The organism is Sphingobacterium detergens (assembly GCF_003610355.1).
Classification (GTDB): domain Bacteria; phylum Bacteroidota; class Bacteroidia; order Sphingobacteriales; family Sphingobacteriaceae; genus Sphingobacterium; species Sphingobacterium detergens.
On the sequence record NZ_RAPY01000001.1, the window covers coordinates 1,429,788 to 1,455,060 of the forward strand.

General features: G+C 42.1%; 19 protein-coding genes and 1 riboswitch. Of the genes, 9 read left to right on the forward strand and 10 right to left on the reverse strand.

Going from position 1 to position 25,273, the window contains the following annotated elements:
• Positions 1-13 precede the first annotated feature (13 nt).
• The gene (locus DFQ12_RS06255) at positions 14-685 is read left to right on the forward strand and encodes a diacylglycerol/polyprenol kinase family protein (protein WP_120258109.1); all 672 of its coding nucleotides are present in this window, start codon (positions 14-16) and stop codon (positions 683-685) included.
• 185 nt (positions 686-870) lie between these two features.
• Here DFQ12_RS06255 and DFQ12_RS06260 read toward each other — a convergent pair whose 3' ends face one another.
• Positions 871-3,510, reverse strand: a complete 2,640-nt coding sequence (locus DFQ12_RS06260) for an alpha-L-rhamnosidase (protein WP_120258110.1) — start codon at positions 3,508-3,510, stop codon at positions 871-873.
• A 235-nt stretch (positions 3,511-3,745) separates the two neighbouring features.
• Positions 3,746-3,841, forward strand: a riboswitch (TPP riboswitch).
• A 60-nt stretch (positions 3,842-3,901) separates the two neighbouring features.
• On the opposite strand from DFQ12_RS06260, the gene thiS reads away from it, so the two are divergent.
• The 8 genes from thiS (at position 3,902) to DFQ12_RS06300 (ending at position 11,156) form a co-directional block, all read left to right on the forward strand.
• Positions 3,902-4,108, forward strand: coding sequence for a sulfur carrier protein ThiS (gene thiS, locus DFQ12_RS06265; protein ID WP_120258111.1), 207 nt, complete (start codon positions 3,902-3,904; stop codon positions 4,106-4,108).
• Positions 4,109-4,155: 47 nt separating this feature from the next.
• Positions 4,156-5,970, forward strand: coding sequence for a phosphomethylpyrimidine synthase ThiC (gene thiC, locus DFQ12_RS06270; protein ID WP_120258112.1), 1,815 nt, complete (start codon positions 4,156-4,158; stop codon positions 5,968-5,970).
• A complete protein-coding gene (locus DFQ12_RS06275; RefSeq protein ID WP_120258113.1) occupies positions 5,967-6,581 on the forward strand; it encodes a thiamine phosphate synthase in 615 nt (204 codons plus the stop codon). Before thiC ends, DFQ12_RS06275 begins: the two co-directional genes overlap by 4 nt.
• A complete protein-coding gene (thiE, locus tag DFQ12_RS06280) occupies positions 6,530-7,165 on the forward strand; it encodes a thiamine phosphate synthase (RefSeq protein ID WP_244211686.1) in 636 nt (211 codons plus the stop codon). Before DFQ12_RS06275 ends, thiE begins: the two co-directional genes overlap by 52 nt.
• Positions 7,162-7,932: a thiazole synthase gene (locus DFQ12_RS06285; RefSeq protein WP_120258115.1), complete on the forward strand. Its 771-nt coding sequence runs from the start codon at positions 7,162-7,164 to the stop codon at positions 7,930-7,932. The genes thiE and DFQ12_RS06285 overlap by 4 nt, the downstream gene beginning before the upstream one ends.
• Before the next feature lie 9 nt (positions 7,933-7,941).
• Positions 7,942-9,066: a 2-iminoacetate synthase ThiH gene (gene thiH, locus DFQ12_RS06290; RefSeq protein ID WP_120258116.1), complete on the forward strand. Its 1,125-nt coding sequence runs from the start codon at positions 7,942-7,944 to the stop codon at positions 9,064-9,066.
• A 4-nt stretch (positions 9,067-9,070) separates the two neighbouring features.
• The gene (locus DFQ12_RS06295; RefSeq protein ID WP_120258117.1) at positions 9,071-9,781 is read left to right on the forward strand and encodes a HesA/MoeB/ThiF family protein; all 711 of its coding nucleotides are present in this window, start codon (positions 9,071-9,073) and stop codon (positions 9,779-9,781) included.
• Between the two features lie 133 nt (positions 9,782-9,914).
• Positions 9,915-11,156 carry a YaiO family outer membrane beta-barrel protein gene (locus tag DFQ12_RS06300; RefSeq protein ID WP_120259252.1) on the forward strand — a complete coding sequence of 414 codons (1,242 nt, stop codon included), beginning with the start codon at positions 9,915-9,917 and terminating at the stop codon, positions 11,154-11,156.
• On the opposite strand, the gene DFQ12_RS06305 is transcribed toward DFQ12_RS06300, so the two are convergent.
• From DFQ12_RS06305 to DFQ12_RS06345, 9 genes are all read right to left on the reverse strand, one after another.
• Positions 11,153-14,575: a sulfatase-like hydrolase/transferase gene (locus DFQ12_RS06305; RefSeq protein ID WP_120258118.1), complete on the reverse strand. Its 3,423-nt coding sequence runs from the start codon at positions 14,573-14,575 to the stop codon at positions 11,153-11,155. The genes DFQ12_RS06300 and DFQ12_RS06305 overlap by 4 nt on opposite strands.
• Positions 14,569-15,636 (reverse strand): hypothetical protein, encoded by a 1,068-nt coding sequence (locus DFQ12_RS06310; protein ID WP_147420341.1) that lies wholly within the window; start codon positions 15,634-15,636, stop codon positions 14,569-14,571. The genes DFQ12_RS06305 and DFQ12_RS06310 overlap by 7 nt, the downstream gene beginning before the upstream one ends.
• A 9-nt stretch (positions 15,637-15,645) precedes the next feature.
• The gene (locus DFQ12_RS06315; RefSeq protein WP_120258120.1) at positions 15,646-16,002 is read right to left on the reverse strand and encodes a response regulator transcription factor; all 357 of its coding nucleotides are present in this window, start codon (positions 16,000-16,002) and stop codon (positions 15,646-15,648) included.
• Between the two features lie 4 nt (positions 16,003-16,006).
• The gene (locus DFQ12_RS06320) at positions 16,007-19,921 is read right to left on the reverse strand and encodes a response regulator (protein ID WP_120258121.1); all 3,915 of its coding nucleotides are present in this window, start codon (positions 19,919-19,921) and stop codon (positions 16,007-16,009) included.
• Positions 19,922-20,257: 336 nt separating this feature from the next.
• Positions 20,258-21,412, reverse strand: a complete 1,155-nt coding sequence (locus DFQ12_RS06325; protein WP_120258122.1) for a TIGR03364 family FAD-dependent oxidoreductase — start codon at positions 21,410-21,412, stop codon at positions 20,258-20,260.
• 18 nt (positions 21,413-21,430) lie between these two features.
• Positions 21,431-22,771: a DUF5690 family protein gene (locus DFQ12_RS06330; protein ID WP_208642446.1), complete on the reverse strand. Its 1,341-nt coding sequence runs from the start codon at positions 22,769-22,771 to the stop codon at positions 21,431-21,433.
• Positions 22,772-22,959: 188 nt separating this feature from the next.
• Entirely contained in the window at positions 22,960-23,538 is a 579-nt protein-coding gene (locus DFQ12_RS06335; protein WP_120258123.1) for a helix-turn-helix domain-containing protein, read from the reverse strand.
• A gap of 154 nt (positions 23,539-23,692) precedes the next feature.
• The gene (locus tag DFQ12_RS06340; RefSeq protein ID WP_120258124.1) at positions 23,693-24,517 is read right to left on the reverse strand and encodes a glycoside hydrolase family 16 protein; all 825 of its coding nucleotides are present in this window, start codon (positions 24,515-24,517) and stop codon (positions 23,693-23,695) included.
• A 113-nt stretch (positions 24,518-24,630) separates the two neighbouring features.
• On the reverse strand, positions 24,631-25,119 hold the full coding sequence (locus tag DFQ12_RS06345; RefSeq protein WP_120258125.1) for a nuclear transport factor 2 family protein: 489 nt from the start codon (positions 25,117-25,119) through the stop codon (positions 24,631-24,633).
• Positions 25,120-25,273: the final 154 nt, after the last annotated feature.

Below are 25,273 nucleotides of genomic sequence, written 5' to 3' on the forward strand. Positions count from 1 at the left end.
ATAATTTATACAGATGAAAAACGACTTATCAAATATGCTCCTATTGGCAATGATCTTTTTGCTGCTATTTGCCCTTTCTGAAATAGTATACCATCGCTTTAAGATGAGGGTAGAATTTACAAGAAAACTCGTGCATATTGGTACGGGCATTATTTCACTGTTATTCCCTATTTTACTTGCAAGCCATTGGTCCGTATTATTGCTTTGTGGATTATTTGCCGTGATTTTGGTCTTATCCCTAAAATTTAATTTATTGCGATCTATTCATGCAATTGACCGGAAATCCGCAGGTAGTCTAGCCTATCCCGCCGCAGTCTATCTTTGTTTTGTCACTCAGGCCTATCTGGATGATCGCTACATTTTCTATTATCTACCTTTGGCTACCTTAGCGATCTGTGATCCTATGGCCGCATTATCTGGCAAAAAATGGCCATTGGGGCCTTATATAATCTTAGGCGCAAAAAAAACTGTGTTAGGATCTATTGTTTTCTTTATCAGTGCTATTATTGTCAGTTTTTTAATCTGGAAATACACGCATGATTCGAGTCTCGGCATTCAGGAACTCACCATAATAACAGCAATTGCGCTGATGGCTACACTCGCTGAAGCACTGAGCAAAGATGGCTATGATAATTTAACCATTCCCGTAAGTACAATCGTAAGTTTGTATATTCTTCTTCCTTAAGTCCACTTTTCTTCATACCAACTTCCACCGTTGCAGCAATTCGCTTCGGGTTGTCTTCGGGATTTTATCGGGAAAAATAGCCAGAGAATCCGATGAAATCCCGATGAACTCCCGATGAAATGCAGAAGTTGGTATGAAGTTGGTCAGAAGATTTCAGCTCGTCAAAAGCCGATAACTTAATCATTTTATTTCAATTCCAGATCCATTTGATATTTCCCTGCTTCCAATTGGACTGCGTTGCTATTGCGGATATTCTCAGGCGGATAAAACGTTGCCGTGGCATTTGCCGGTATCTCCACGGTATATTCAACCTTGTTTCCCTTTACTTTCCAACTGGACAGGATATTGCCATAGGGAGACTGATAAGAAATCGAAGACTCCTTGAGTTCCTTCGGGAAAATAGGCTTTAACAAGACATGTTTGAAGCCTGCCCGTGTTGGATCTGGCAAGATACCGCCAATGGATTTAAAAAACCAGCCACCGATCTCACCAAACATCATGTGGTTATCAGAAATATCTCTGGTTGCTTTCAAATCCCAGTTTTCCAGTAATGTGGTCGCCCCATTGACGATCCACCAGCCCCAGGAGGGATAGGTATCCTGTACCGCAACTTTATAGGCTGTCTCCCCATAGCCGTTATCTTTGAGCGCATTCAAAAGTGCTTTTGCCCCCAATACGCCAACATCTAAGTGAAAATTGGTCTCTTCTACCCTGCTATTTAAATTGGCTGCAACTTTGGCTTTCATCGCTTCCGGTACCACGCCCCAATATAAGGGCACACTCAACTCTGTCTGCGTCCCCGTGCTATAGATCCCTTTTGAACGATCCAAAAACTTCGCATTGATGGCATCTTTGATCTTCTTGCCCAGCATTTCGTATTTCTGCTGATCAGCAGTTTTTCCAAACATTTTTGCGGCGGAGGCCAAAATTGTTGCGTCAACATAAAAATAAACAGATGAGGTAAGCTCGAGATTAGATTGCGATTTGACCGGTACCCAATCCCCCCGACCGAAGGTTGTCAAGCCATTGGGACTGATTCCATCCACGTAATCCACATAACGTTTAATATTGTCATAACACTCAGCTAGCAAGCTGGCATCGCCGTAAAACAAATAAGTTTGCCAAGGAATAATGGCAATGGTGCTTGTCCAGTCCAAGCCATTTGCTGTGCCATAGCCCCAACCTCCTGTTGGTATGATATCAGGCAACACACCGGTTTCCTGCTGTTCGTCCCGATGATCCGCCATCCACTTCTCATAGACAGTGATGCCGTCAAAATTATAATAGGCTGTTTCGATTGCGAGATGACCATCACCAGTCCAGCCATTTTTCTCCCGTTGCGGACAATCTGTGGGATAGCCCATTAAGTTGGACAGGTAGGCATTATTGGTTGCTTCCCATAAACCGTTTATTAAGGGGGATGAGGTTTTCAGCTGGCCAATTGGACGTACATCGCTATGCATGAAATAAGCCGTAATAGCCGATTCATCCAATACAATCGGATCACTGCTGCTCACTTCGACATAACGAAAGCCTTTATAGCCAAATTTCGCCATAAATTCATCCTCTTTCCTACCACTCAACGTCAAGATGTCGGTTTGAAAGGGTTCCAGTTCTTTATTCCCACGATAATATACATCAATATTGGACAGATCCAAGCGTCCATTTGCCTGCAATCGTTCGCCATGCTTGATTTTGATCACCGTCCCTGCCTTACCACCAATCTTTATCTTTGTCACACCGGCCATATTCTGTCCCATATCAAAGATGTAGGTTTTCTCATCCATCTTTTTCATTGATTTCGGCGAATACGATCGAACCAGGCGGATGGGCACCATCTGTTGGGAAACAATATTAGTAGAGGGTGGGTTCCGATACTGAATGGCATGCCACTGTGAATCATCAAACTTTGGAGTATCCCATCCCGGCATCTCCAGACGGGCATCATAATGTTCGCCGGTGTAGATATTATTATAACGGATAGGTCCCGCCGCCGTCTTCCATTGTTGGTCTGTAGTTAACGTCTCCTCGCTGCCATCCTGGTAGACAATGCGCAGGTTCAAGCAAAATGTGGGACGATTACGCCAAGGTGCTTTATCAAAATTCCATACCGCTAATGGTTGATGATTATACCAACCATTCCCCAATACGACAGCAACGGCATTGTTTCCCTGCTGGATCTGACGGGTTACGTCCTCCACCACATATAGTGTACGTCTATCAAATCGGGTATACATTGGATCCAGACGGTGGTCACCTATTTTTTTGCCATTTATTGAAAGTTCGTAAAGTCCCGCCACAGCAATATAGGCACGGGCAGACTTAATCGGCTTGATCGTTTTAAATACTCTTCTGAAATACGGCGCCGCCTGCTCGTGAATATCCTGATTATCACTGATCCATTTCCCTTTCCAGTTCTCCATCCCCATCATACCAGTCTCAAATGAGGCGATGGAAGAGGTGCTTTCACTCGCATTTTTGTCCCAGACAAGCACTTTCCAATAGTACTTTGTCTGCCGTTTCAAGCCAGTACCGTTATAGTGAATCAACATAGTCGAACTCTGTTGCTTTCCGCTATTCCAGCTATTAGCTTTATTTTTCACCAATGCAAGTGAATCACTGCTTACCAAGATTTGATAAGCAGATTGCTTCGCTCCCTGTCGCTTATCGGCCAGTCGCCAGCTTAAGCGCGGATTTGATTTATCCACACCCAGCGGATTCACAAGATGCTCGCAGTTCAATTCAATTGGCAGACATTCTTTTTGTTTTTGTGCATACAGCATCGAGCTTACACACAGCATCGTCGTCAGTAAAATTTTCCGCATGTTTAGTTTATACTTCGTTCAGCTTTTTGCATTTCCTAGCATAGCATTTAGGTTATATCTCGGGTGACAATGCACACATTCAACAGGAATACAAAAAGTGTTAAATTGTTTTAGTTGATTCAAAAACGAATATATCAATTATTATCAAGATAATTAAACTGTACTGTCCTGTTATCCTGCCGATGAAAATTAATAGCAATGTTTTGGATTATTCATCAAAATAATCCTATATTAGTCTCGACTTTAGGGGTGTCTGCATATGCGGGCTGAGATTTTACCCTTATAACCTGATCCAGATCATACTGGCGTAGGGAAAAGTAAGCTATCTTCCAGATACATTACTGTATCTTGTTGTGGCCATTCCTAAAGTTTTACCAAAAAAATAAAAGGAATGGAACTAACAATCAATCATCAAATCCGATTTTTCGACCCCGCGCCGGGCTCTTTAGCCGAACTTTTACAGACGGAATTATCCGGTAAAACCCAAGGTATTGCCGTGGCCCTCAACAACTGCGTTGTTCCCAAAGACAGCTGGACCACAACAATTTTACAACCCAATGATCATATCCTACTCATAACCGCTACACAAGGCGGATAATATCGTATGGAGCAGATTCAATTCAATATACCTAATTCCCCATTAACATGACAGCAGAAAAAATCACACAAACCCCTTTTCCAAATTCGACCAAAATCTTTGTTCCCGGCACACTCTTCCCTATCCAGGTGGCCATGCGTCAGATTTCATTGAGTCCGACAAAATTGAGCAATGGACAGATTGAAGTCAATCCGCCCATCAGTATTTATGACACTTCTGGCCCCTATACAGATGGAACACAAGAGATTGACATACGTAAAGGACTTCCCCGTCTTCGTGATCAGTGGATTCTGGACCGCGAGGATGTCATACAGCTTGAAGGCATCAGTTCGCAATATGGTCAAAAACGTCTCGCAGATACCACATTGGACGAACTTCGGTTTGCTTACAGCCATAAACCTAAAGTTGCTGCACTGGGTAAAAATGTGACGCAATTACATTATGCCAGAAAGGGTATCATTACACCAGAGATGGAGTATGTTGCCATTCGTGAAAACCAACGAATAGAGCAGCTTGCTGATAGCACACCAGGCATGGATCATCAGCATCCGGGCGAAAATTTCGGTGCGCGAACTGTCGGAAAATATATTACGCCAGAGTTTGTCCGTGAGGAGATCGCCGCTGGTAGGGCAATTATCCCCAATAATATCAATCATCCGGAAAGTGAACCGATGATCATCGGTCGTAATTTTCTGGTAAAGATCAATGCCAATATCGGTAATAGTGCAGTGAGTTCAAGCATCGAAGAAGAGGTTGAAAAGGCTGTTTGGGCCTGCCGCTGGGGTGCTGACACGATCATGGACCTGTCTACGGGCAAGAATATCCATGAAACCCGCGAATGGATTATCCGTAACTCACCTGTTCCAATAGGTACAGTCCCCATCTATCAAGCGCTGGAAAAGGTCAAAGGTGTTGCCGAAGATCTCACCTGGGAAATATTTCGGGATACACTGATCGAGCAGGCCGAACAGGGTGTGTCCTACTTCACAATACATGCAGGGGTTCTTTTACGTTATATCCATTTAACAGCACAACGGGTGACAGGGATCGTGTCAAGAGGTGGATCCATTATGGCGAAATGGTGTCTTTTCCATCATCAGGAAAACTTCCTTTATACCCATTTTGAAGAGATCTGTCAGATCATGAAACAGTATGATGTTGCTTTTTCGCTTGGTGATGGGTTGCGCCCCGGTGCGATTGCCGATGCCAATGACGCGGCACAATTTGCAGAGCTGGAAACTTTAGGTGAGTTAACTAAGATTGCCTGGCAGCATGATGTACAGGTGATGATCGAAGGACCAGGCCACGTTCCGATGCAGCTTATCAAAGAGAACATGGAAAAACAGCTGGAATGTTGTGACGAGGCTCCATTTTATACCCTCGGTCCGCTGACAACCGACATTGCTCCGGGTTATGATCACATTACTTCTGCCATTGGTGCGGCAATGATCGGTTGGTATGGCTGTGCTATGCTCTGTTATGTAACACCAAAAGAACACCTCGGACTGCCCAATAAAAAAGATGTGAAAGATGGTGTCATCACCTACAAACTGGCTGCGCATGCTGCAGACCTAGCCAAAGGACATCCTGGAGCACAGTATCGCGACAACGCCCTGAGTAAGGCGAGATTTGAATTCCGATGGGAGGATCAGTTCAACTTGTCATTGGATCCCGACACTGCACGTGAATACCACGACGAAACTTTACCTGCAGACGCTGCCAAAGTAGCACATTTCTGCTCGATGTGTGGCCCAAAATTCTGCTCCATGAAAATTACACAGGAAATCAGGGATAGCGCAGCGCAGGGTATGCTTGAAAAATCACAGGAATTTATCGCCCAAGGAAAGGAAATCTATTTATGATCATTGCGTTGACAGCAGCGGAAGAATTCGCTTCAGAACTTCAGACCATACATGCACTGTTTGAACAGGGACTTGATCTTTTGCACTTGCGAAAATATCATTTTTCAGATGAACAAATGCAGCGATATGTAGCATCAATAGATGCTACATATCACGATAGACTGGTTCTGCATTCTCATCCGCAGCTGTCAAATGCACTTCATATTAACAGAATTCATTTAAATGAACATCATCGGCGAAACGGCTTTTTTGATCCGCAGCTGACCAACTGTATCTGCTCGACATCAGTCCATCATATCAATCAGTTCAATACGCTGGACAAATGCTGGAATTATGCCTTTTTAAGTCCATTATTTCCAAGCATTTCCAAAGCAGGCTATGGGCAGCACAATGCTGTCCTGGATCAATTACAGTTCCGTTCCAATTTTGATGTTCATTTAATCGGTCTGGGTGGGATAAAAGCTGAGAACTGTCTGCTTTCAACAGAAGCTGGAGCAGATGGAATCGCTTTACTTGGCGCTTTATGGCAAGCCCCCAACCCTATTCAACATTTTATTACATGCAAACAACAACTATGCTCGAAAGACTACAGTATATCTCGCAGGGACTGACACGGGCAGAACAGAAGAACAACATCCTAAAGGCATTGGATGCTGGCGCCAACTGGATCCAAATAAGGTGGAAACAAGCTGACGAGCAAGATTTCATTCGGCTTGCACAGCAGATAAAACAGATCTGTGAACAATTCGGAGCCAAATGCATCATCAATGACCATGTGAAGCTTGCCAAGGAACTGGATGTCGATGGTGTACATCTCGGACTAACGGATTGTGGCATCGCCGATGCACGTCGGCTATTGGGGCCATCCAAAATTATTGGCGGGACAGCAAATAGCCTGGAAGATGTGCAAGGTCGAATAGCAGAACAATGTGATTACATCGGACTCGGCCCCTATAGACATACCGATACAAAACAAAAGCTCAGCCCATTATTAGGCCTAGCGGGATATGAAAATATCATCAACCAAATCAGTCAGCAGGGACTCCCGCCTGTTCCGATTTTCGCCATCGGCGGGATCAGCAGTCTTGAAGACATTCAAAATCTGTTGCAGACAGGAGTTTATGGTATAGCTGTATCTGGACTAGTGACCCAGACACCAAACATTATTTCATCCATTAAAAATCTTTTACCATGAGCACATTACAAATAGCCGATCGCAGCTTTGCGTCCAGATTATTTATGGGGACAGGCAAATTTGGCAATCTGAACGAAATGAGTGCGGCCATTCAGGCTTCTGGTTCGCAACTGGTTACCGTTGCACTCAAGCGGATTGATCAGCTTGCGGCACATGACGAATTAATCGCCGCAATTGATCTAACGACAATAGATTTGCTTCCCAATACTTCGGGAGCAAGAACAGCAGAAGAAGCCGTTTTGGCAGCCCAACTTGCCCGAGAGGCTCTTGAAACAAACTGGGTCAAATTGGAAATCCATCCTGATCCGCGCTACCTCTTACCTGACCCGATTGAAACATTACGGGCAACAGAAGCACTGGCAAAATTGGGTTTTGTTGTCATGCCCTATATCCATGCAGATCCTGTGCTCTGCAAACGACTGGAAAATGCCGGGACAGCTGTTGTTATGCCTTTGGGGGCGCCCATTGGTAGCAACAAAGGACTCCGTACATTGGACTTCCTGGAGATCATTATCGAAGAAAGCAATGTACCGGTAGTTGTTGACGCTGGAATTGGCGCCCCTTCCGACGCCGCTAAGGCCATGGAAATCGGTGCTGATGCCGTATTGGTCAATACTGCAATTGCCGTTTCCAATAATCCGCTGTACATGGCAGAAGCCTTTAAAGAGGCCGTCATTGCAGGACGTAAAGCTTATGAAGCTGGTTTGGGCCCTATCAGTTCCCGAGCGGTCAGCTCAAGTCCGTTAACCTCATTTTTATTCGATTAATATAGCGCCATGAATGATTTTAAAGAGATACTTGACCAATACAGCTGGGAAGAAGTCCAAACAAAGATCTATGGCGCTTCGGATCAAGATGTGCATCATGCATTAAACCGGGCGAATTTGACACGCAACGATTTCATGGCACTTATTTCTCCCGCTGCAACACCTTATCTGGAGCAGATGGCACTTAAAGCACAACAGATCACGCAGCGACGATTTGGCAAGACCATCCAGCTTTATGCGCCACTGTATCTCAGCAATGAATGTCAGAATATCTGTACCTACTGTGGGTTTAGCATGGACAATAAGATTAGACGAAAAACACTGAACAACACCGAATTATTACTGGAAGCGATGGCACTCAAATCCATGGGTGTCAACCATGTATTGCTGGTCAGTGGGGAAGCAAACAAAACGGTGGAAATCAATTATTTCTTAAATGCAATTGAGCTGCTGAAACCTCATTTCTCTCAAATATCGATCGAAGTCCAACCCTTGGAACAGGAAGAGTATCAATTATTACAGGCTGCAGGGGTATATGCTATTTTAGTCTATCAAGAAACTTATCATCGGGAAGTATATAAGAAATACCACCCGAAAGGGAAGAAATCCAATTTTGATTATCGTCTGGATACCCCCGACCGCATTGGGCGGGCCGGCATTCATAAAATTGGATTGGGGGTATTACTCGGATTGGAGGATTGGCGTGTAGATAGCTTCTTTACGGCTACCCACATCAGTTATTTGCAAAAACAGTATTGGCAGACCCGGTATTCAATTTCCTTTCCAAGGCTGCGACCAGCCGAAGGCTCTGTAGCACCCAATTTCCACCTCTCGGACAAGCACCTGCTCCAATTGATCTGTGCTTACCGCTTATGGAACGAAAATCTGGAAATCTCAATTTCCACCCGGGAAAATGAAAGCTTCAGGGATCATATCATTCCTATCGGGGTGACAACAATGAGTGCAGCCTCCAAAACAAACCCCGGTGGCTATGTGGTAGATCCACAAGCCCTGGAGCAATTTGAGGTCAGTGACGAACGGGATATGGAAACCATAAAAAATCAAATCCGGAAAATGGGATATGACCCGGTGATGAAAGATTGGGAAAGCAATTACTCAGGGTTAGTACGTTAGATAGATGAAAGAGGATCTTATTTTCGAACGGTATAGCCGACAGATTTTTATCGAGGAAATCGGTGTTGTGGGGCAACGAAAAATCATGAATTCCAAGGTACTTATTGTGGGTGCTGGTGGATTGGGAAGCCCTGTATTACAATATCTAGCCGCAGCTGGCATCGGTCGTATTGCTTTAGTTGACTTCGACCAGGTAGAACTACATAATTTAAATAGACAAGTGATCCATAGTGAAAATCAGCTACATGTCAGCAAAACAAAAAGTGCAGCCGATTACATCAACCAACATAATAGTACCATTGACTTTCAACCGATACAGCTGAAGCTCGAGGCTGACAATGCAACAGAAGTCTTAGCCCCCTATGACATCATTGTAGATTGCTGTGACAACTTCAAGACGCGTTATCTGCTCAATGAAACCTGCGTCAGGCTGAACAAGCCTTTAGTCTATGGAAGTATATATGGATTCGAGGGGCAATTGGCCGTATTTAATTATCAAGGAAGCAAGCACCTCTTGGACCTGTTCCCAACAGCACCCTCTCCTGAACAAGTACCCAATTGTGATAAAAATGGTGTACTGGGTCCATTACCGGGGATAATAGGGAGTATGATGGCTATGCAGGTACTCAAAATGGCTGCCGGACTGCCCGTAGACTGTAATCAATTGACTCTTGTCGACACCTATCACTGGCGCTTTACGAAGCTTTCTTTTTAAGATATAACTTAACGAGCTCTCCTATCTGCGGAGAGCTTCTTCTTAAAATTCATTTAAAACAAGCATTGGCAAACAATATTTTCTAATTTTAGTTTATATATTAGCAAGCTAAATGTCAACTATACAATCTGGAATGAAAAAAGTAATCTATCCATTACTATCACTCGCATTATTACCTTTATTTTCAATTGCCCAAGAGACAAAAATCACCGCTGATGATCTCTTTGCCAAAGCACGTAAGGTCGCTTTTGATTCAAAAGACTATCCACAAGCCATCCAATTATCGAAACAGGCGCTTGTACAGGCACCAGAGTATACCGACATCAGCATCTTTCTGGGGCGTCTTTATACCTGGTCAGACAAGATTGATTCAGCCCGGACGCTCTTTCATGAGCTAGATAAGAAAAACACAAAAGATGAAGACTTCTTTTTAGCTTATGCAGCGCTGGAGTACTGGAATGACCAGGCTGAGAAAGCTAGCCTGCTGACCGACAAAGGGCTGGGTTTTCACCCGCAATCACAGGACCTCCTGTTGTTGAAAGCCAAGATCAACTATAGCGCCAATCACTACGAGGTCGCCGAAAATGCAGTGCATCAACTCCTAAAAATAGATCCCAAAAATGCGGAAGCACGGTCTTTGGCCAAAAACATTGAAGAATATACTGCTAAAAACGCCATTGGTTTAACCTATAATTTCGTCTATTTTGACAAACAGTTTGACAATAACTGGCATATCGTTGGCTTAAGCTATAAACGTGCTACTCCGATTGGATCTGTGATCTTTAGAACAAATTATGCAAATAAGTTTGCGGAGAACGGTGTACAGTTTGAAATGGAAGCTTATCCACGTCTATCCAAAATATTTTACCTCTATGTTGGAGCAGCTTACTCCAATAATGTAGGCATATTTGCCAAATACCGTACAGGTGTCTCCTTATACGCCAACTTACCCCATAGTTTTGAAGGGGAAATCGGATACCGACAACTTTATTTCAGTGACAATATTTGGATGTATACAGCTTCCGTCGGAAAGTATTACCAAAACTTCTGGTTTAATCTCAGAACATACCTCACACCCGGCGAGAAGAATATTTCCCAATCTTATACTGGCACAGTGCGTTACTATACGAAAGGTGCAAACGATTACTTCGGATTTAGTGCCGGAACAGGTTTGAGTCCCGAGGAAAACCGGAATAATCTATTGGATAACGCTCCATACAAGTTAAAGACCTTTAAAGTAGGTGCTGAGTACAATTTTTCGGTTAAACAAAGCAACCTATTCTCGATCTCGGGCACCTATTATAACCAAGAATTCCGACCAAAAGAAAAAGGAAATCAATTGGATATCATCCTAGGTTATATCCGCAAATTTTAGTCTTTCTTCAAGGGACCAAAATAATTGTTGTAAACACTGTCTGGCAACAATCTTTTTTGAGTATAAAACAATTTGTTCTTGCGCTTAAACAATTCAAAGCGCTTGGACAATTCTTCTTTTGCATTATCCGGGGCCACATCTTCATTGAGTGTGCCATCCAGTTGATATAATTGGCCCTCAGAAAGGTGATAATTACCGCGCACAAAGTCAATCAATTGATTCTTGCTCTGCATCATGGCGATCCCCTCTCCTTTTGCTGATGCGCCTTTATCAAGGCCCTGACCAATCCAGGTCACTTGAGTTGGGGTTTTTAGGGCAAAATTTTCTCGATAATAAGCCAGTACCGAAGGAGCAATGTCAAAATGGCTCACAAAATTGTGAAAGGTCTTTGCTTCTTTTAGCAGGGACGAATAAATCAATAGTGGCACATGATAACGGTCTATTTTACTCTGTAAAGGTATCTCCGGCATGGCATGGTCTCCCGTGATAATAAAAATGGTATTCGCAAAATCCGGCCTTTTTTTATATTCCTTAAAAAACTGTGCCATCGCATCGTCCAAATTTAAAACTGAAACAAGCTGCGTGCGGTTTTCCAGGGCCCACTTTTTTTGCGTTGGAGACAGCTCCATAGATGCGATTCGCTGATCAAATAACTGCTCATAATGGGCTGCATTATTAATTAAAAAAGGATTGTGTGTCGATAGCGTCAGCAGGACATGAAAATAGGGATTCTCCTGCACTTTCTGTACTTCAAGCAATTTGCTAAATACGGCCTGATCTTCATACCCCCAACTTTCACCTCCTTTTTCCGGTAACTTCTTATAGGGTGGACCAAAAGCCTCCTGGTCAATGAGTCTATCAATTTTGTTATAGTCCATGAATTTTTTCATGAAATCGAAATTAGAATGACCACCATAGAAAAATCCTGTATTAAACCCGTTATGCTTTAGAATGTTGAACAGATTAAAGTTATCCGGTAAGGTATCCTGCTCAAGGAAACCATGCATGGCGAAAGGCAATGAGCCAGTTAATGTAGGCAATACCGAAAATGTCCTTCCCGAGGAGCTCATATTATTATCCCAATACAAGGATTGTTTTTTCAACGCACCTATAAATGGCGTAAAGTTGCCGATATAACCATTTTCCGAACTATAGGCATGCCCCAAACCTTCAATAACAAGAATGACCAAATTCGGTGCCTTCGTTGTCTTGTTTAAATAGGCTCCCAGGAAATCCTTGGTATCTTCAGTTTTCAGAAAAGGAAATTTACTATCCAGTTCCTTCGGATCCGCATCATCTTGACCGAGTGCAGCCAACATTCCGGGATGCTCCGCCACATAATTGGATAGATTGGAATCAAAAAAATAACGCCACTTACTTCGACTTGCATTGGCCACAAATTCATCTTTTGCTGATGCGCTTCCCAAGATTGAAGCCGAAGAAATAAAGCAAGACACAAGGCCTATTGACAAGAAAGCGATCCCCACATAAGCCTTTTTAAAAGTCTGCTTATTGGCTATCCAAAGCGGAACCCAAGCGATCACAATCAGTAATAAAAGTAAAGCGATATTCGTAAAACTCAGCATGCCACTGGCTTCCAAAATCTGTTTCATCTCCTCGGAACTGTAATAAAATAGATCTGCGCCAAGCAGATTTCGCGATTCCGCAAAATACAGAAACAGAATAAATTGAATGACAACGATTGCTGATAATGATACGACCAGCAGAAACTTCGACCAAAAGCTACTGAGAAACTGAAGCAATACATACCCTAGTCCCACACACCCTAGCACCTGAAAGGCAAAGAGCAGATTGTCTCCAAGCAGGTATTTCCCTGCACCTACATCTGCAAGCTGGACAAAACGTCGGCCATACCACCACCATTCTACTCCGATGGACAACATGTACAACACAAAGAAAACAGCCATGACCGGACCGATTCCCTGCAATGCTAAATTTAATCGCTTACCCAAGTATTTCCAAACGGACTCATTCGACTCCTTTTGTTGAAAACCCTGTCTTGTCATTTCGCCCCAACCATGTTGCTTACGAAAGTAATCTACTACCCCCTGCACACCGGCTTTGACAACAATGGGATGAAAATATAAAGGTTCAAGAATGACGGTTGTAAGCAAAGTCGAGAGATCCCGTTTTTTTGTATAAACCTGGTGGCTGACAAGATCAACCAAGATGGCATAGATTGAATAGAGAATTCCAGAAGCCATGACCAGCGCAAATAAGGCAAAGAAGAAAGGCCAGTTGATGATTCCTAGAATAAAAAAGATCACAAAGACAATGTAACCTGTAAATTCGACGAGAGGTCCCAAAAACTCAAAGAAAAACCAGTAAGGCATACTGATCATACCAAAACGACCGTATTTGGGATTAAACATCAGTTTTCGATGTTTCCATAGGGTCTCCATGGTGCCTCTCATCCAACGGTTACGCTGTTTGCGCAGGACCTCTTTTGACTCCGGCACTTCTGTCCAACACAAGGGATCCGGAATATTAACAACTTCATAGGCTTGCTTTTGCTCTTCCATATAACGCCGCATACGTACCACGAGCTCCATATCCTCACCCACCGTATTTCTGTCATAACCACCACAAGCCAGAACGATCTGACGATCAAAAGCACCAAAAGCACCAGAAATCAAAATCAATCCAGAAGCCCTGGACCAAGCCATTCGCCCCAAAATAAAGGCACGAATATATTCCAGGGCCTGCGTGCGCCCCAGCCAGGACTTTGGAAGATTTACGTCCGTCACGGATCCATTGATCACATTGCAATTATTGGCCAAACGTATTACGCCACCACAAGCGATAACGCGCTTCTCTGTTTGTTCCAAAAAAGGTTTCGCCAATTTTAAGATCGCATCCTGTTCCAGAATACAGTCCACGTCGATACAGACGATATAATCACCAGCAGAAATGTTAACACCAACATTGAGTGCGTCCGCTTTACCGCCATTCTCTTTATCGACAACAATGAGTTTTTTAAAGGCTGGATTTTTACTTTTATAGATTCCCCGAACTTCCTTAGTTTCAATATTTCCCTGAACAAAAAAAGAAGTGGACTCAAGTTCATAAGCTGCAATCAATTTCTGCATCGAATCATCCTTACTGCCATCATTCACAATGATAATTTCCAAATTATGGTAATACAGGGACAATAAAGAGCGTACATTCTCAATGATAGTCATTCCCTCATTGTAGGCTGGAGCAATCAGGCTGAAGGTGGGTGCATTGGGATTAGTAGCAATAATACTATAATCGGTAAATGCATTTTTATGTTTATAACGAAAGACTGCTCCATAAGCATATAGTCCAATCCACGTATAGATAATAAATACGGCGGCAGAATAAAGTAAAAACAGCCAAACTACAATTTCATATACAATATGGGAAAATTCTAACATTTTTTCTCTTGCAAAGCGTGTTTAATAATCTGTATGAGTTGGTCGTAAGTATCTGTTCTTTGCGAAATTTCGCGTAAATATTGATCTTCCCCTAGAACGACAAGCACTTCAGCCGCAGAGATTTTAACGGATACCGCAGCATGATTCCACAATTGTTCCTTCAAAAAGTCTTCACTTTCCCTGCTCCGGGCTACTCTCATCGATTTAAGAATTTCAAGCTGCACTTCAATGGGCTGTTGATCGAAGCAGGTCATAAACTGGCTGATCGTCGTATGGTTTTCTATGGCTTGCATCGTCCGTATAGCCTGCACACGAACAGATATGGCTGAATGATCAAGTAAGTCATAGACCGCTGTATACATTGCCATCAATCTAAATTTTCGGATCAGGCGCAAAGTAAAAATAACGACAGCATCATTTGTACTCTTTAACCAACTGTAAACCTGTACATCAGAAAGTTCAGGTATATGATGAATAGAGTACAGGAGTCGCAATTGCTGCCAGTCTGATAACGGTTTATCAAGATGCTCCAAAAATCCCAGACCTTCATAGCCCTGAAAACTTACCATGGCGTACTGTGCTTCCTGATAAACCGCCGTACGGTCATCATTCAACTTAGCCTTTATCTCCGGAATTGCCGCTTCAACATTCATTGCAGCCAATTCCTGTATACCACCGGCCACGAGATAGGCTTTTCTTTGCCTTAGCTTTCGCCAGGCCTCGTCTTCCAATTTGAATTCATAAAACAGGCTATGGATGGCTTTTTTTGCCCCACCGGAAAATTTCCGGTCCGAAGCAACCAATACATCCAAAAAAAGTGCACGAAATGAGGGTTCCTTGAGATATTTGCCAAATTCCTGATCCCGTTCAGTATTCTTATCCGTTCCCACAATCGTCTCCATAATTTTATACTCAATAATCTGTCTCCAGGAATGTCGATTATGTAAGATCCTATAACTGTAAAAACTGTAGCCCAGCACGGCAATAATCAGCAATAGCACTAGAACTAGAACGGCGATTATTGCTAGGATAAGCTCATGTAGGACGATATGCTGGGACATGATCTAAGTCTATTTGTTTGTTAAGCGTTTTATTCTCAGGATAAGCTCGTTTGGACTGAATGGTTTAACCATAAAATCCGATGCCCCAAGGTCAAAGGCCTCTACAACCACTTCCTCTTGCCCCATGCTTGACAGCACAATGACCGGTATCTTCTTTCCAATACGTTTTATCGCGGAAAGAATTTCAATCCCCGACGCAAATGGCATCATAATATCGGTGACAACCAGATCAAAATCCGATTCTCCAATCTTTTCGATCGCTTCCTGACCATTTCTGGTCAAAACAACTTCGTGTCCTTCTTTTACTAATTTGTGTTCTACGGTGCGCAAAATTAACTCGTCGTCTTCGGCAATTAAAATCAACATACTCCTATTTATTTAAAATTTTTGCAATCAAATTCAGTCCGATTTCCATTTCCTCCTCAATAGCAGCAAATTCTTTTGAAAAATCGGTATCAAGGGAAATACTAGCTTCCAATTCTTTTGTTAATTGGGCAAGTTTAATGAGTCCAGCGGTTGAAGAGGTCCCCTTCAATTTATGTAATAGCTCCTTGATACGCTTTAGATCGTTTTCTCTTTTTGCTTCCGCAATCTGTGCCCTCGATGCTGTAATTTCTTTGATGACCAAGTCAAGAAAAAAAGACAAAAATGCAGGATCATCACCTGTCTGTTCATGCAGACGCTGCAGGTCAAAATGCGTTGCCAAATCTGCAGCCTCAATCTCCAATTGTTGAGCGGAATCCAACGATAACATTGCTTGTTGCAAGGCATTAAACAAATCCTGTTGCCGAATAGGTTTAGCTAAAAAGTCAGACATTCCAGCAGCTAAACAGCGTTCTTTTTCGCCCGAAACATTCCCGGCAGTGATACCGATAATAGGCGTATCCTGGTATTGTTTCATCTGACGGATCTGTTTTGTGGCTTCGATACCATCAACTTCCGGCATTTGCACATCCAGCAAGATAAGATCAAAATTCACCTCCGCACATGCTCGAATTGCCTCGGCTCCATTTGATACCTCTGTCAAAATTGCATCCGGCATAATACTGGCCATCATTCTTAAATTCAATGCCATGTTGACCGCATTATCATCTGCCAACAAAACCTGAATTCCTTTACCATAGACATCCGTAGGTAGGGATAGATTTACTTTTGCCTGTCCTGCCTCTTCTTTATTTTGCTGGATAGCCCTGCGCAAGGTTTGATACAGTTCATCCGATTTAATTGGCTTCAGTAGGCAAAACGAGCGTTCTTCCTGTCTAAACGCTGAAATTACTTCGTGCTCCTCAGAAGATGTATGTAATACAATCAACGGAATCCCCTCTCCTTGTTGCCGAAACAGTTCCTTAATCTTTTCAATGGTTTCAAGCCCCGATAAAATAGGCATATGATAATCCATCAAGATCACATCGAAGCGCTCTCCTTTCATCAGCAATTGCAATGCCTCCATACCATTTTCCGCCAATACAGACTCAACCTGTTTATAAGCCAGCATGTGTTGCAGGATGACCCGATTGTTGGCATTATCATCCACCACAAGAACCCTATTTAAGGGTAGGTCGCCATCTTCCTGCTCCATCACTTCGCAGGAGACCTCAATATCAAAGTAGAACGTCGATCCTTTTCCCAGTTGGCTGGTCAAATTCAACTTGCTCCCCATATATTTTAACAAATTATTGGAGATGGTCAGTCCAAGCCCGGTTCCACCGTACCGTTTGCTGACAGAACTGTCCTCCTGCGTAAAAGCATCAAAAATACGTTGCTGTTTTTCCTCAGGAATTCCGATTCCTGTATCGCGCACTTCAAAACGTAGGCTTAACTTGTCGCTATCATGATGAAGCCGACTTATTTTAAACTCGATCTCCCCTTTTTCGGTAAACTTAACCGCATTGCCCAGTAAATTAATAAGGACTTGTTTAATACGGGCTTCGTCAACCCATATAAAAGCAGGTAATCCTTGCTCGATATTCAAAAGCAATTCAACTTCTTTTCGCTGAGCTTGGTATAATACCACATTGATCACCTGATTTGCGATATCGTATACATTATATTTATCGACAAACAGTTCCAGTTTTCCAGACTCAATCTTCGAAAAGTCCAGAATGTCGTTGATGATATTTAATAAACTGTTCCCAGATTCATTAATATAGCCCAAATATTGCATTTGCGTATCATTCAGCGGAGTTTTCAATAATAAATCTGAGAACCCGATCACACCATTTAGTGGTGTCCGGATTTCGTGACTCATATTGGCTAAGAATTCCGATTTGGCTTTACTTGCCAAATCCGCCATTTTTTTTGCATGTTTTAATTCCTCATTTATTTGGACAGATTCCGTGATATTTTGCGTGAAAATAATAATCCCACCGATGCTGCCATCGGTTAGATGCCATGGCCGTACTTCCCAGTTGAAGTGCTGCGGCTCGGCTATTCCGCCGACCTGAATCACCTCATCTATATTCTTATAGGGGATTCCCTCCAATGCATCCTGATAGATTTTTTTCCGTTGGTCCGGAATATCCGGAAAAAGTTCAAACAGGTTCTTATTAAGTAATTGACTTTCATCTTTATGAAAGTCTTCAATCCATTGATTGCTCAGCGATACATAATTAAAATCTCGGTCAAACATCGCTACCGATGCAGGCACATAATTTACAAAGGCACGTAACATGGATTCTTTACGTTCCAATTCGAGATACAGGGATTTACTCTTATCAATATCCTGGATAATACCAAATACCCGTTTACAGACATCATTTTCAAATTCAGGAATCCCTTTCACCCTAACCCAGATTGTTTCTCCATTCTGTTTTAACAGGCGCAATTCGGTATCATAAGGTTTTCTGCTACGGATCGATTCTTCGAATATATGTCGTAGCGCTATTTGGCTTTCGGGCTCATAAAAACCAATGGCATGCTCAAAATCCGGCGTAAAATTTGGATCAACACCGTGAATCAATTTTGTTGAGTCGGACCAATAAACTTTATTTTCTGCGAGGTTTACTTCCCATCCACCGACCTGAGCGACAGCATTGGTCTGTTCGAGGATCTGTTTGGTATGCAGTAGATCGTTCTCCAAACGCATACGATCCGTCATATTCAATGCTGTACTGACTACATAGGGTTTGCCTTCTTCATCCTCTTCGACCATATTATGATAAAGCCAGGAAATATTTTCACCATCCTTTGTTTGCAGGACCATCATGGCAGAATCCTCTTTATTTAGCGCGATGCGTTTTAGGTATTCTTCCACCAATCCCACATGATGTGGTGGGACCAATTTCTTTAGGTTAAGCGATTTGACTTCCTGCTGTTCATATTTCAGCACCGCCCGTCCTTTTTCATTGACAGCGAGAATATTACCCTCCATATCATGCATGCTCATCAAGCCAATCGCATTTTCAAAAAAACTACGGAAACGACGCTCCGAATTTTCCAGCTTCAGTTTTTCCTGTCGCTCCTTTGTGACATTTCGGCCAAAGGCTAGAATTTCATGATTGATGGCATCGTATTTAAAATGCCATTCAATTATGACCTCACTCCCATCCGCTACAGGTGTCGATGATGTGGATTGAATCCCATAATCCGCATCCACGATCTGTCTTAAATCGTCGGCCAATGTGTTTGTATCATCCTGCAATAAACTAAGCAGGGACTTCCCCATACTATCTGATCTTGAGATCCCTAATACGCTGGTAAAGGCGGGATTAACATCCTGGATGTGACCGCTTTCATCTAATACACAAATGACATTATTTGTCAATTGGAAGATCTCGGAGAAATATCCAGCCTGTCGCTTTCTTTTCTTTCCAAGGAGAATCTTAGTCACTCCTTTTCCCAACTCTTCCAATAAGTGTCGCTGCTTGTCAGAAAGTGACTTTGGTTGAAAATCTATCACACAAATGGTTCCCAACACATCGCCATCCTCATCCATCAGTGGTACTCCCGCATAAAAACGAATATTGCCTTCCCGAATCAGTGGGTTGGAGGATGAGCGCGGATCTTCAAAGGTATCCTCAATGACAAGCAGCTCCTTGCTTAGGATCGTATATTGGCAAACCGTATTTTTTCTTTCGACCGTATCCAGTTCCATGCCTACACAACTTTGTATGCGTTGCGTTTGCTCTTCCATCATGGCAATCAAAGCGGCGGGGCAATCTGTAATCAGGCAAGCCGCCTGCGCAAATACATCCAATTCAGGGTCTTTCCCTAAGCCCATTAACTCATAGGATTTTAATTTCTCAATCCTTCGCCATTCATTTTCAGGGAAATTTTGGTTTGCCATATACTGCTGTTCGTTATTTCTGGTCTATTATGCCTGTGAAGTTAATAAAAACATTGTTTAACACATAACCAATAAGGAAATATCATTGAATTACGCTAATTTAAACAACAATGATCATCCTAAATTGTTGGCTTGGATTACAGAAAATCTGCTAACAACAACTGCAAACTGCTATTAGAAATTCTTAATAATTAATTTTCTAAAAATATCAATCTATACCCCTGACTGACTATTTTTTCCTCTTATATGAACTTCAGATAGAAAGAAAAGACCTGTATAAACAGAAGGGACCTACTAAAAATAGTAGGTCCCTTTTTATTCTAAAAAATGATATGCTTAAAACAGCTTCTCAATACTTCGCTCAGCATAGCCAGCACTCGCTGTCATTCCTTTACCACCAATACCCGTGCGCACGTGAATACGTGGGCTGATATCAACCTCAAGAATATGATCTTTATGCTGTGAATAGAAGCCCGACCAGGAAGAGGCAATCCAATCTTTCTGCATCGGAATAATACGGTTGGCTTCGGCAATCATGAGTTCGTTAATATAGGTATCAACTGCAAAACCTAATTCATCCAATCGATTGCCAGCGGCATACTCATGAGAATCTCCGACAATAATACTACCATCAGTAGCCTGTTTAAATAAAATATGTATTCCATATTTACGCAATTCATTATAATGCTCAGGTACAGGAATAACACCAAATGAAGGGCAGTATTCTTCAAAGCTTTCATAACGGCGAATCGTCAATCCCGTCAGGATATTTCCCGGCAACTGGATCTGATGCAAAGGCTTAGTACGCATCATTTGCAGTTTACTGATTTCTAAACCACTATCATCAAACAAAGAGCGGTACAGGATCTTAAATTCATAACCATTACAAATAATGATTTTCGCTCCCTCGAATACATCCAGACTGCTTGTTGTTAAACGTGCCAGTGCATTGCCATCTTCACAAGCGATGACTGTTGTGTCATATTTCAGCGTATAATTTTCAAATTTTGCTTGCATAAAAACATGCAGCTGACGAATCATTGTTTCGGGCTCTGCACTCAATTCCTGCTCGAAAACAATAGCCTCTTTGACGTAATCAGCATTCAGGGCAGGATATTTTGCCAGAACTTGTTCTTGGGACCAGAGCGCATGAGCATAACCTTTCGTCTGATAATGTGCTGAAAGTTCATGAATAACCTGTACCTCGTCGGCATCAGAAGCGATATAGATACTGCCATTATTCCGGATGGAAATATCCATCTCCTGTTGAATAGATTGATATATTTCCAATCCCCTTACACCATAATCAAACCATTCCCCCGCCATTCCTGATGGTACAACCTGACCAAAGTTGCGCACTGTAGATCCTACAGGAAAATTATCTTTTTCAAGCTGGAGTACACGCAATCCTTTTTTCAATGCATGATACGCATGAAAAGTTCCCAGGATACCACCACCAACAACAATTAAATCGTATGTATTTGTTTTCATTCTTTAAAAATATTAGCGTTAACTTATTTGTACTTCTCCACTGGATGCCTGCCAGGGCTGAACCAATTCATCACCTTTCTTTGATTTCATCTGCTCTTTCTTACGAACGAAATAAACGAGCGAAAAGATCGCCAGAATAGCGCCTATAATGGAGGCAAGATAGACCAGCTGGATAAAATAAGCCCCCCAGGTGACTGAATTTGGCAAAAATTCTTTATTCATTAAAATCAAAAAGCTTCCTAAATAGCCAACGGAGTCCGCCATATACATGACAAAACCGATATTACTTTTCATGCGATAGGTTGCGATCATCCGTTCAAAAAAGATGGCATTATAAGGAATGTAAGCCATGTAAAGTCCCAAACCGACCAACAACATCCAACTGAGACCACCGATCCAGTGCATGGTAAATAAATAGGTGGAAATCCCAGCCGTAAGAAACCCCAAAATAATCATATAATGAATCAGTTTAAATGCTTTCAGATTGTCTTTTACCATAATCAGGCAGCCTATTAAAATTAAGACAATTAATGCTATCGTTCCATCAACTTTGGCAAAAATTCCGGCGCCTTTGAGATGCAGCATTTGCCAGATTTCTATCTCGAAATTATCCCTTACGTCACGTAAGATCGTCAACATCGTATAGATGATAATGGTCAGAATAATGCCCGGCATAAATACTTTAAAAAAATGTTTGCGCATCGTTGCATCCATTGCCACACGTTCGGTCCGTAAACGTTTATCTTGTGCTGTTGGTCCCGGCGCATTTTCTAGGATCCAGACACACAGCACAAAGGGTAAGAAAAAAAGCATTCCTGTCAAAAATGGCATCCAAAACTCATCAACCTGAAATGTAGCCATTAACCAACGACCGACAGTCTTGATAAAACCGGAGGCAAAAATTAGACTCACAGACATCACTGCCCCCATGATTTCTGTATATCGACGTCCTTCGAGGTAACTGAACACCAAGCCCCAGACCATTCCCAGCGGAAAACCATTGATAAAAAGAAAAATAACATTCCATGGTTTAGGCACAAGCGCAAAAGCCAGCAAACCGGCCCATGAAATACAGATCAATGCGATCAGGTAACGCCCTCGATGACGCTGCTTGCTTTCGGAGATAAATTTAATTCCATAGAATTTTGAAACCAAATAACCCAACATCTGAATAATAACCATACAGACTTTATAATCTATACCTAAAATAGATTCATTGGCAAAAGCCGAAGCGGTAAATGATTTCCGGAATGAATACATACTTGTATAACATAAAAATGCTGTAATAGCCAGTAGTATGGCCACCGAACGCTCGTCTAATCCCGCTATACGTCTTTTTATTCGCTGGTTTAAATCCATGATTTAGAATTGTTGACGGACCTCATTGTCCGCAATCAAAAGTAAATTCTGGAAATTAACACAACACTAAACTTTTGTTAAGTATTTATAAACAAATATAAATAATCGAACCGATATTTTGGGGGCAGAAAAAAAAAGCATCATTGAAATAGTCAATGATGCTTTTATGATGCTCCGATGGAATGCTGTTAACGTTTATTCTCAAAAAAATACACAATTAGCATCAGGGCTTTTTCCTTTCCTACATTGCGTGGTGTATGCGACAATCGTCCATTAAAGAAAATAGAATCACCTTCTTCCAGTCTAATCGTTTGGTCCTGGAATACATATTCCACTTGTCCACTGATGATATATTTATATTCATAAGCTTCTGTTTCCACCATTGGACGCTGGGCATCAGGAAGCAATTCCAGCAATACAATATCCATGGTAGAACTATCCATTGCGGAGGTATAAATACGTTTATAGTTAAATCCAACAGCATGTTCTTTTTCAAAGGATGTATAACTATCTTTTTTTCGAACAACTACTGGCCCCGCATCGAGGTCGGAATTAAAGTCCTTGAAGAATTCATTCAGGTCGACATCCAGCGCGTTAATGATATTAATCAACACCAGCAACGAGGGTATAGTTCGATTATTCTCAATCTGTGATATCAGGCCCTTACTTACGCCAGCTTTATCAGCCACTTCCTGTATCGTTATACCCTTCTCCTTGCGGATTTCCTTTATTTTATAACTTATCTTAAATATTGTATTATCTTCCATAATTGGGGTCAAAAATAAACATTATTTTCCCGGTCGGTATGTTAAGTTTTTGTCACTTAATTAATCTATTGATTACCACTGAATCGATAATCCATCGTTAAATAGTACACACACTATATTAACGCTATATTAATAGGTGGTAAACACAGTCTGGTTATTGATAAACTTTAACCCAGTCCACCCGCATTTCGACAGGTAATTGTTTCGGATCCACTTTTCCTACCCAGCTACCGCCAAGCTGTTGGTCTATCAACAGGTAAAAAGGTTGATCATAAGGCCACTGGGATGCATCAACACCACTTATTCGCGGATAAGTGAATGTATCCTCGCCATTGAGCTGAAATACAATTCGATCTGGATACCAGCTGATGCCATAGACATTATATGATCCGGCGTTGACTTTTGCTGTCCCCGAATGCTTAGGATTATCCTTTTGTCCCAAATTCAAGGTGTAATGTGAATGGGTTGTCTGATAAATAATATCATCAAAATTGAGGTGTTCCATGATATCAATCTCACCATTTCGAGGGTATTGACCATATTTATCCAACTCCGCCAGCATCCACATTGCTGGCCAGGCTCCTTGAGCACTCCCCAACTTCGCTCTTATTTCAATACGCCCATATTGGAAGGCAAATTTCCCCTTACTCCATATTCCTCCGGTCAGGAAGGGTCTTTCGTCCTTCTTCCGATCCGTATTATTGATACCCTTCAGAATCAATTCCCCTTTCTCCCAACCAAAACAGGCATCATCCAAACTCATGTGCCGGTTCCAGTCTGCCCCGCCAGCAGGAATCCGGGTCCACTTGGTCGTATCCAACTTGGGTGAATTAAAATTCTCTTCCCACACGAGTTTCCATTTCTTCGTTTCCCGTCCCGGATTCTGTAGGTATACCTGAGGATTTTCCTTTGGATTGTGATGAACACTACAAGCTGATATAAGGATATAAAACAGGCCTGCGCCTAAGATTCGCTTCATTTAGATTAATTATTTTCTGTCGTCAATACAAAACTACCCAATTTATTGATAGCGTATTAAATATAAGGCCTTTTTTAAAAAGGAACTAGCATTAATATAAAAAACAGTCTTAATTAAAACATCGGATGCTCATTTGCAGATTGTTTGGGTACTTCTTGCTGTGCATCCCAATGTTCAACAATCTTTCCATTTTCCAACCGGAAAATATCTATTGTGGAGGTGAGACTCCCATCAGGGTTTTTATTCTTAATATGGATAAATACAAGGTCACCATCTGAAGCAATACGTTGCACGTCTACCTTGGTTTTTGGTTGCCCTTCAAACCACTTTGCAGCTGCGGCTTTAAATGCGGCTGCACCATCTGCTACTTCAGGATTATGCTGGATATATTCCGGCGCAATATATTTGTCTACCGCCGACAGATCCTTGTCACCGAACATCTGCTGATAGAAGTCCAATACGATCCGCTTATTCTCTTTATTAATGTCCAGCTGGGTCTGATCCTTTTCCCCGGACTTATCATGCTGGCTTTTTTGTTGGCATCCGGTAAATAAGAGACATATTAGTGCCGCCAGTATAGTAAAATTTATGTTTTTTTTCATTGTTTTCAAACCGCTATTTAGTGCAAAAAAGAACTTATCACCGAAGCTCCTCTCTTTTATGAGATAATTAGGTAAACAACATTTAGCCGCAGTATTTTGTTTTAATCAACAACCTCCATGAACTGTTAAAAATAAAAAAGATGGCATGATAATT

Bases quoted from the DNA above. Each gene is read 5' to 3' on its own strand.
- DFQ12_RS06275 (WP_120258113.1), top strand. From the start codon at position 5,967: ATGATCATTGCGTTGACAGCAGCGGAAGAATTCGCTTCAGAACTTCAG.
- thiH (WP_120258116.1), top strand. From the start codon at position 7,942: ATGAATGATTTTAAAGAGATACTTGACCAATACAGCTGGGAAGAAGTC.
- thiE (WP_244211686.1), top strand. From the start codon at position 6,530: ATGCAAACAACAACTATGCTCGAAAGACTACAGTATATCTCGCAGGGA.
- DFQ12_RS06340 (WP_120258124.1), bottom strand. From the start codon at position 24,517: ATGAAGCGAATCTTAGGCGCAGGCCTGTTTTATATCCTTATATCAGCT.
- DFQ12_RS06285 (WP_120258115.1), top strand. From the start codon at position 7,162: ATGAGCACATTACAAATAGCCGATCGCAGCTTTGCGTCCAGATTATTT.
- DFQ12_RS06295 (WP_120258117.1), top strand. From the start codon at position 9,071: ATGAAAGAGGATCTTATTTTCGAACGGTATAGCCGACAGATTTTTATC.
- DFQ12_RS06345 (WP_120258125.1), bottom strand. From the start codon at position 25,119: ATGAAAAAAAACATAAATTTTACTATACTGGCGGCACTAATATGTCTC.
- DFQ12_RS06305 (WP_120258118.1), bottom strand. From the start codon at position 14,575: ATGTTAGAATTTTCCCATATTGTATATGAAATTGTAGTTTGGCTGTTT.
- DFQ12_RS06255 (WP_120258109.1), top strand. From the start codon at position 14: ATGAAAAACGACTTATCAAATATGCTCCTATTGGCAATGATCTTTTTG.
- DFQ12_RS06335 (WP_120258123.1), bottom strand. From the start codon at position 23,538: ATGGAAGATAATACAATATTTAAGATAAGTTATAAAATAAAGGAAATC.
- DFQ12_RS06325 (WP_120258122.1), bottom strand. From the start codon at position 21,412: ATGAAAACAAATACATACGATTTAATTGTTGTTGGTGGTGGTATCCTG.
- DFQ12_RS06260 (WP_120258110.1), bottom strand. From the start codon at position 3,510: ATGCGGAAAATTTTACTGACGACGATGCTGTGTGTAAGCTCGATGCTG.
- DFQ12_RS06330 (WP_208642446.1), bottom strand. From the start codon at position 22,771: ATGGATTTAAACCAGCGAATAAAAAGACGTATAGCGGGATTAGACGAG.
- DFQ12_RS06315 (WP_120258120.1), bottom strand. From the start codon at position 16,002: ATGTTGATTTTAATTGCCGAAGACGACGAGTTAATTTTGCGCACCGTA.
- thiC (WP_120258112.1), top strand. From the start codon at position 4,156: ATGACAGCAGAAAAAATCACACAAACCCCTTTTCCAAATTCGACCAAA.
- DFQ12_RS06310 (WP_147420341.1), bottom strand. From the start codon at position 15,636: ATGTCCCAGCATATCGTCCTACATGAGCTTATCCTAGCAATAATCGCC.
- DFQ12_RS06320 (WP_120258121.1), bottom strand. From the start codon at position 19,921: ATGGCAAACCAAAATTTCCCTGAAAATGAATGGCGAAGGATTGAGAAA.
- DFQ12_RS06300 (WP_120259252.1), top strand. From the start codon at position 9,915: ATGAAAAAAGTAATCTATCCATTACTATCACTCGCATTATTACCTTTA.
- thiS (WP_120258111.1), top strand. From the start codon at position 3,902: ATGGAACTAACAATCAATCATCAAATCCGATTTTTCGACCCCGCGCCG.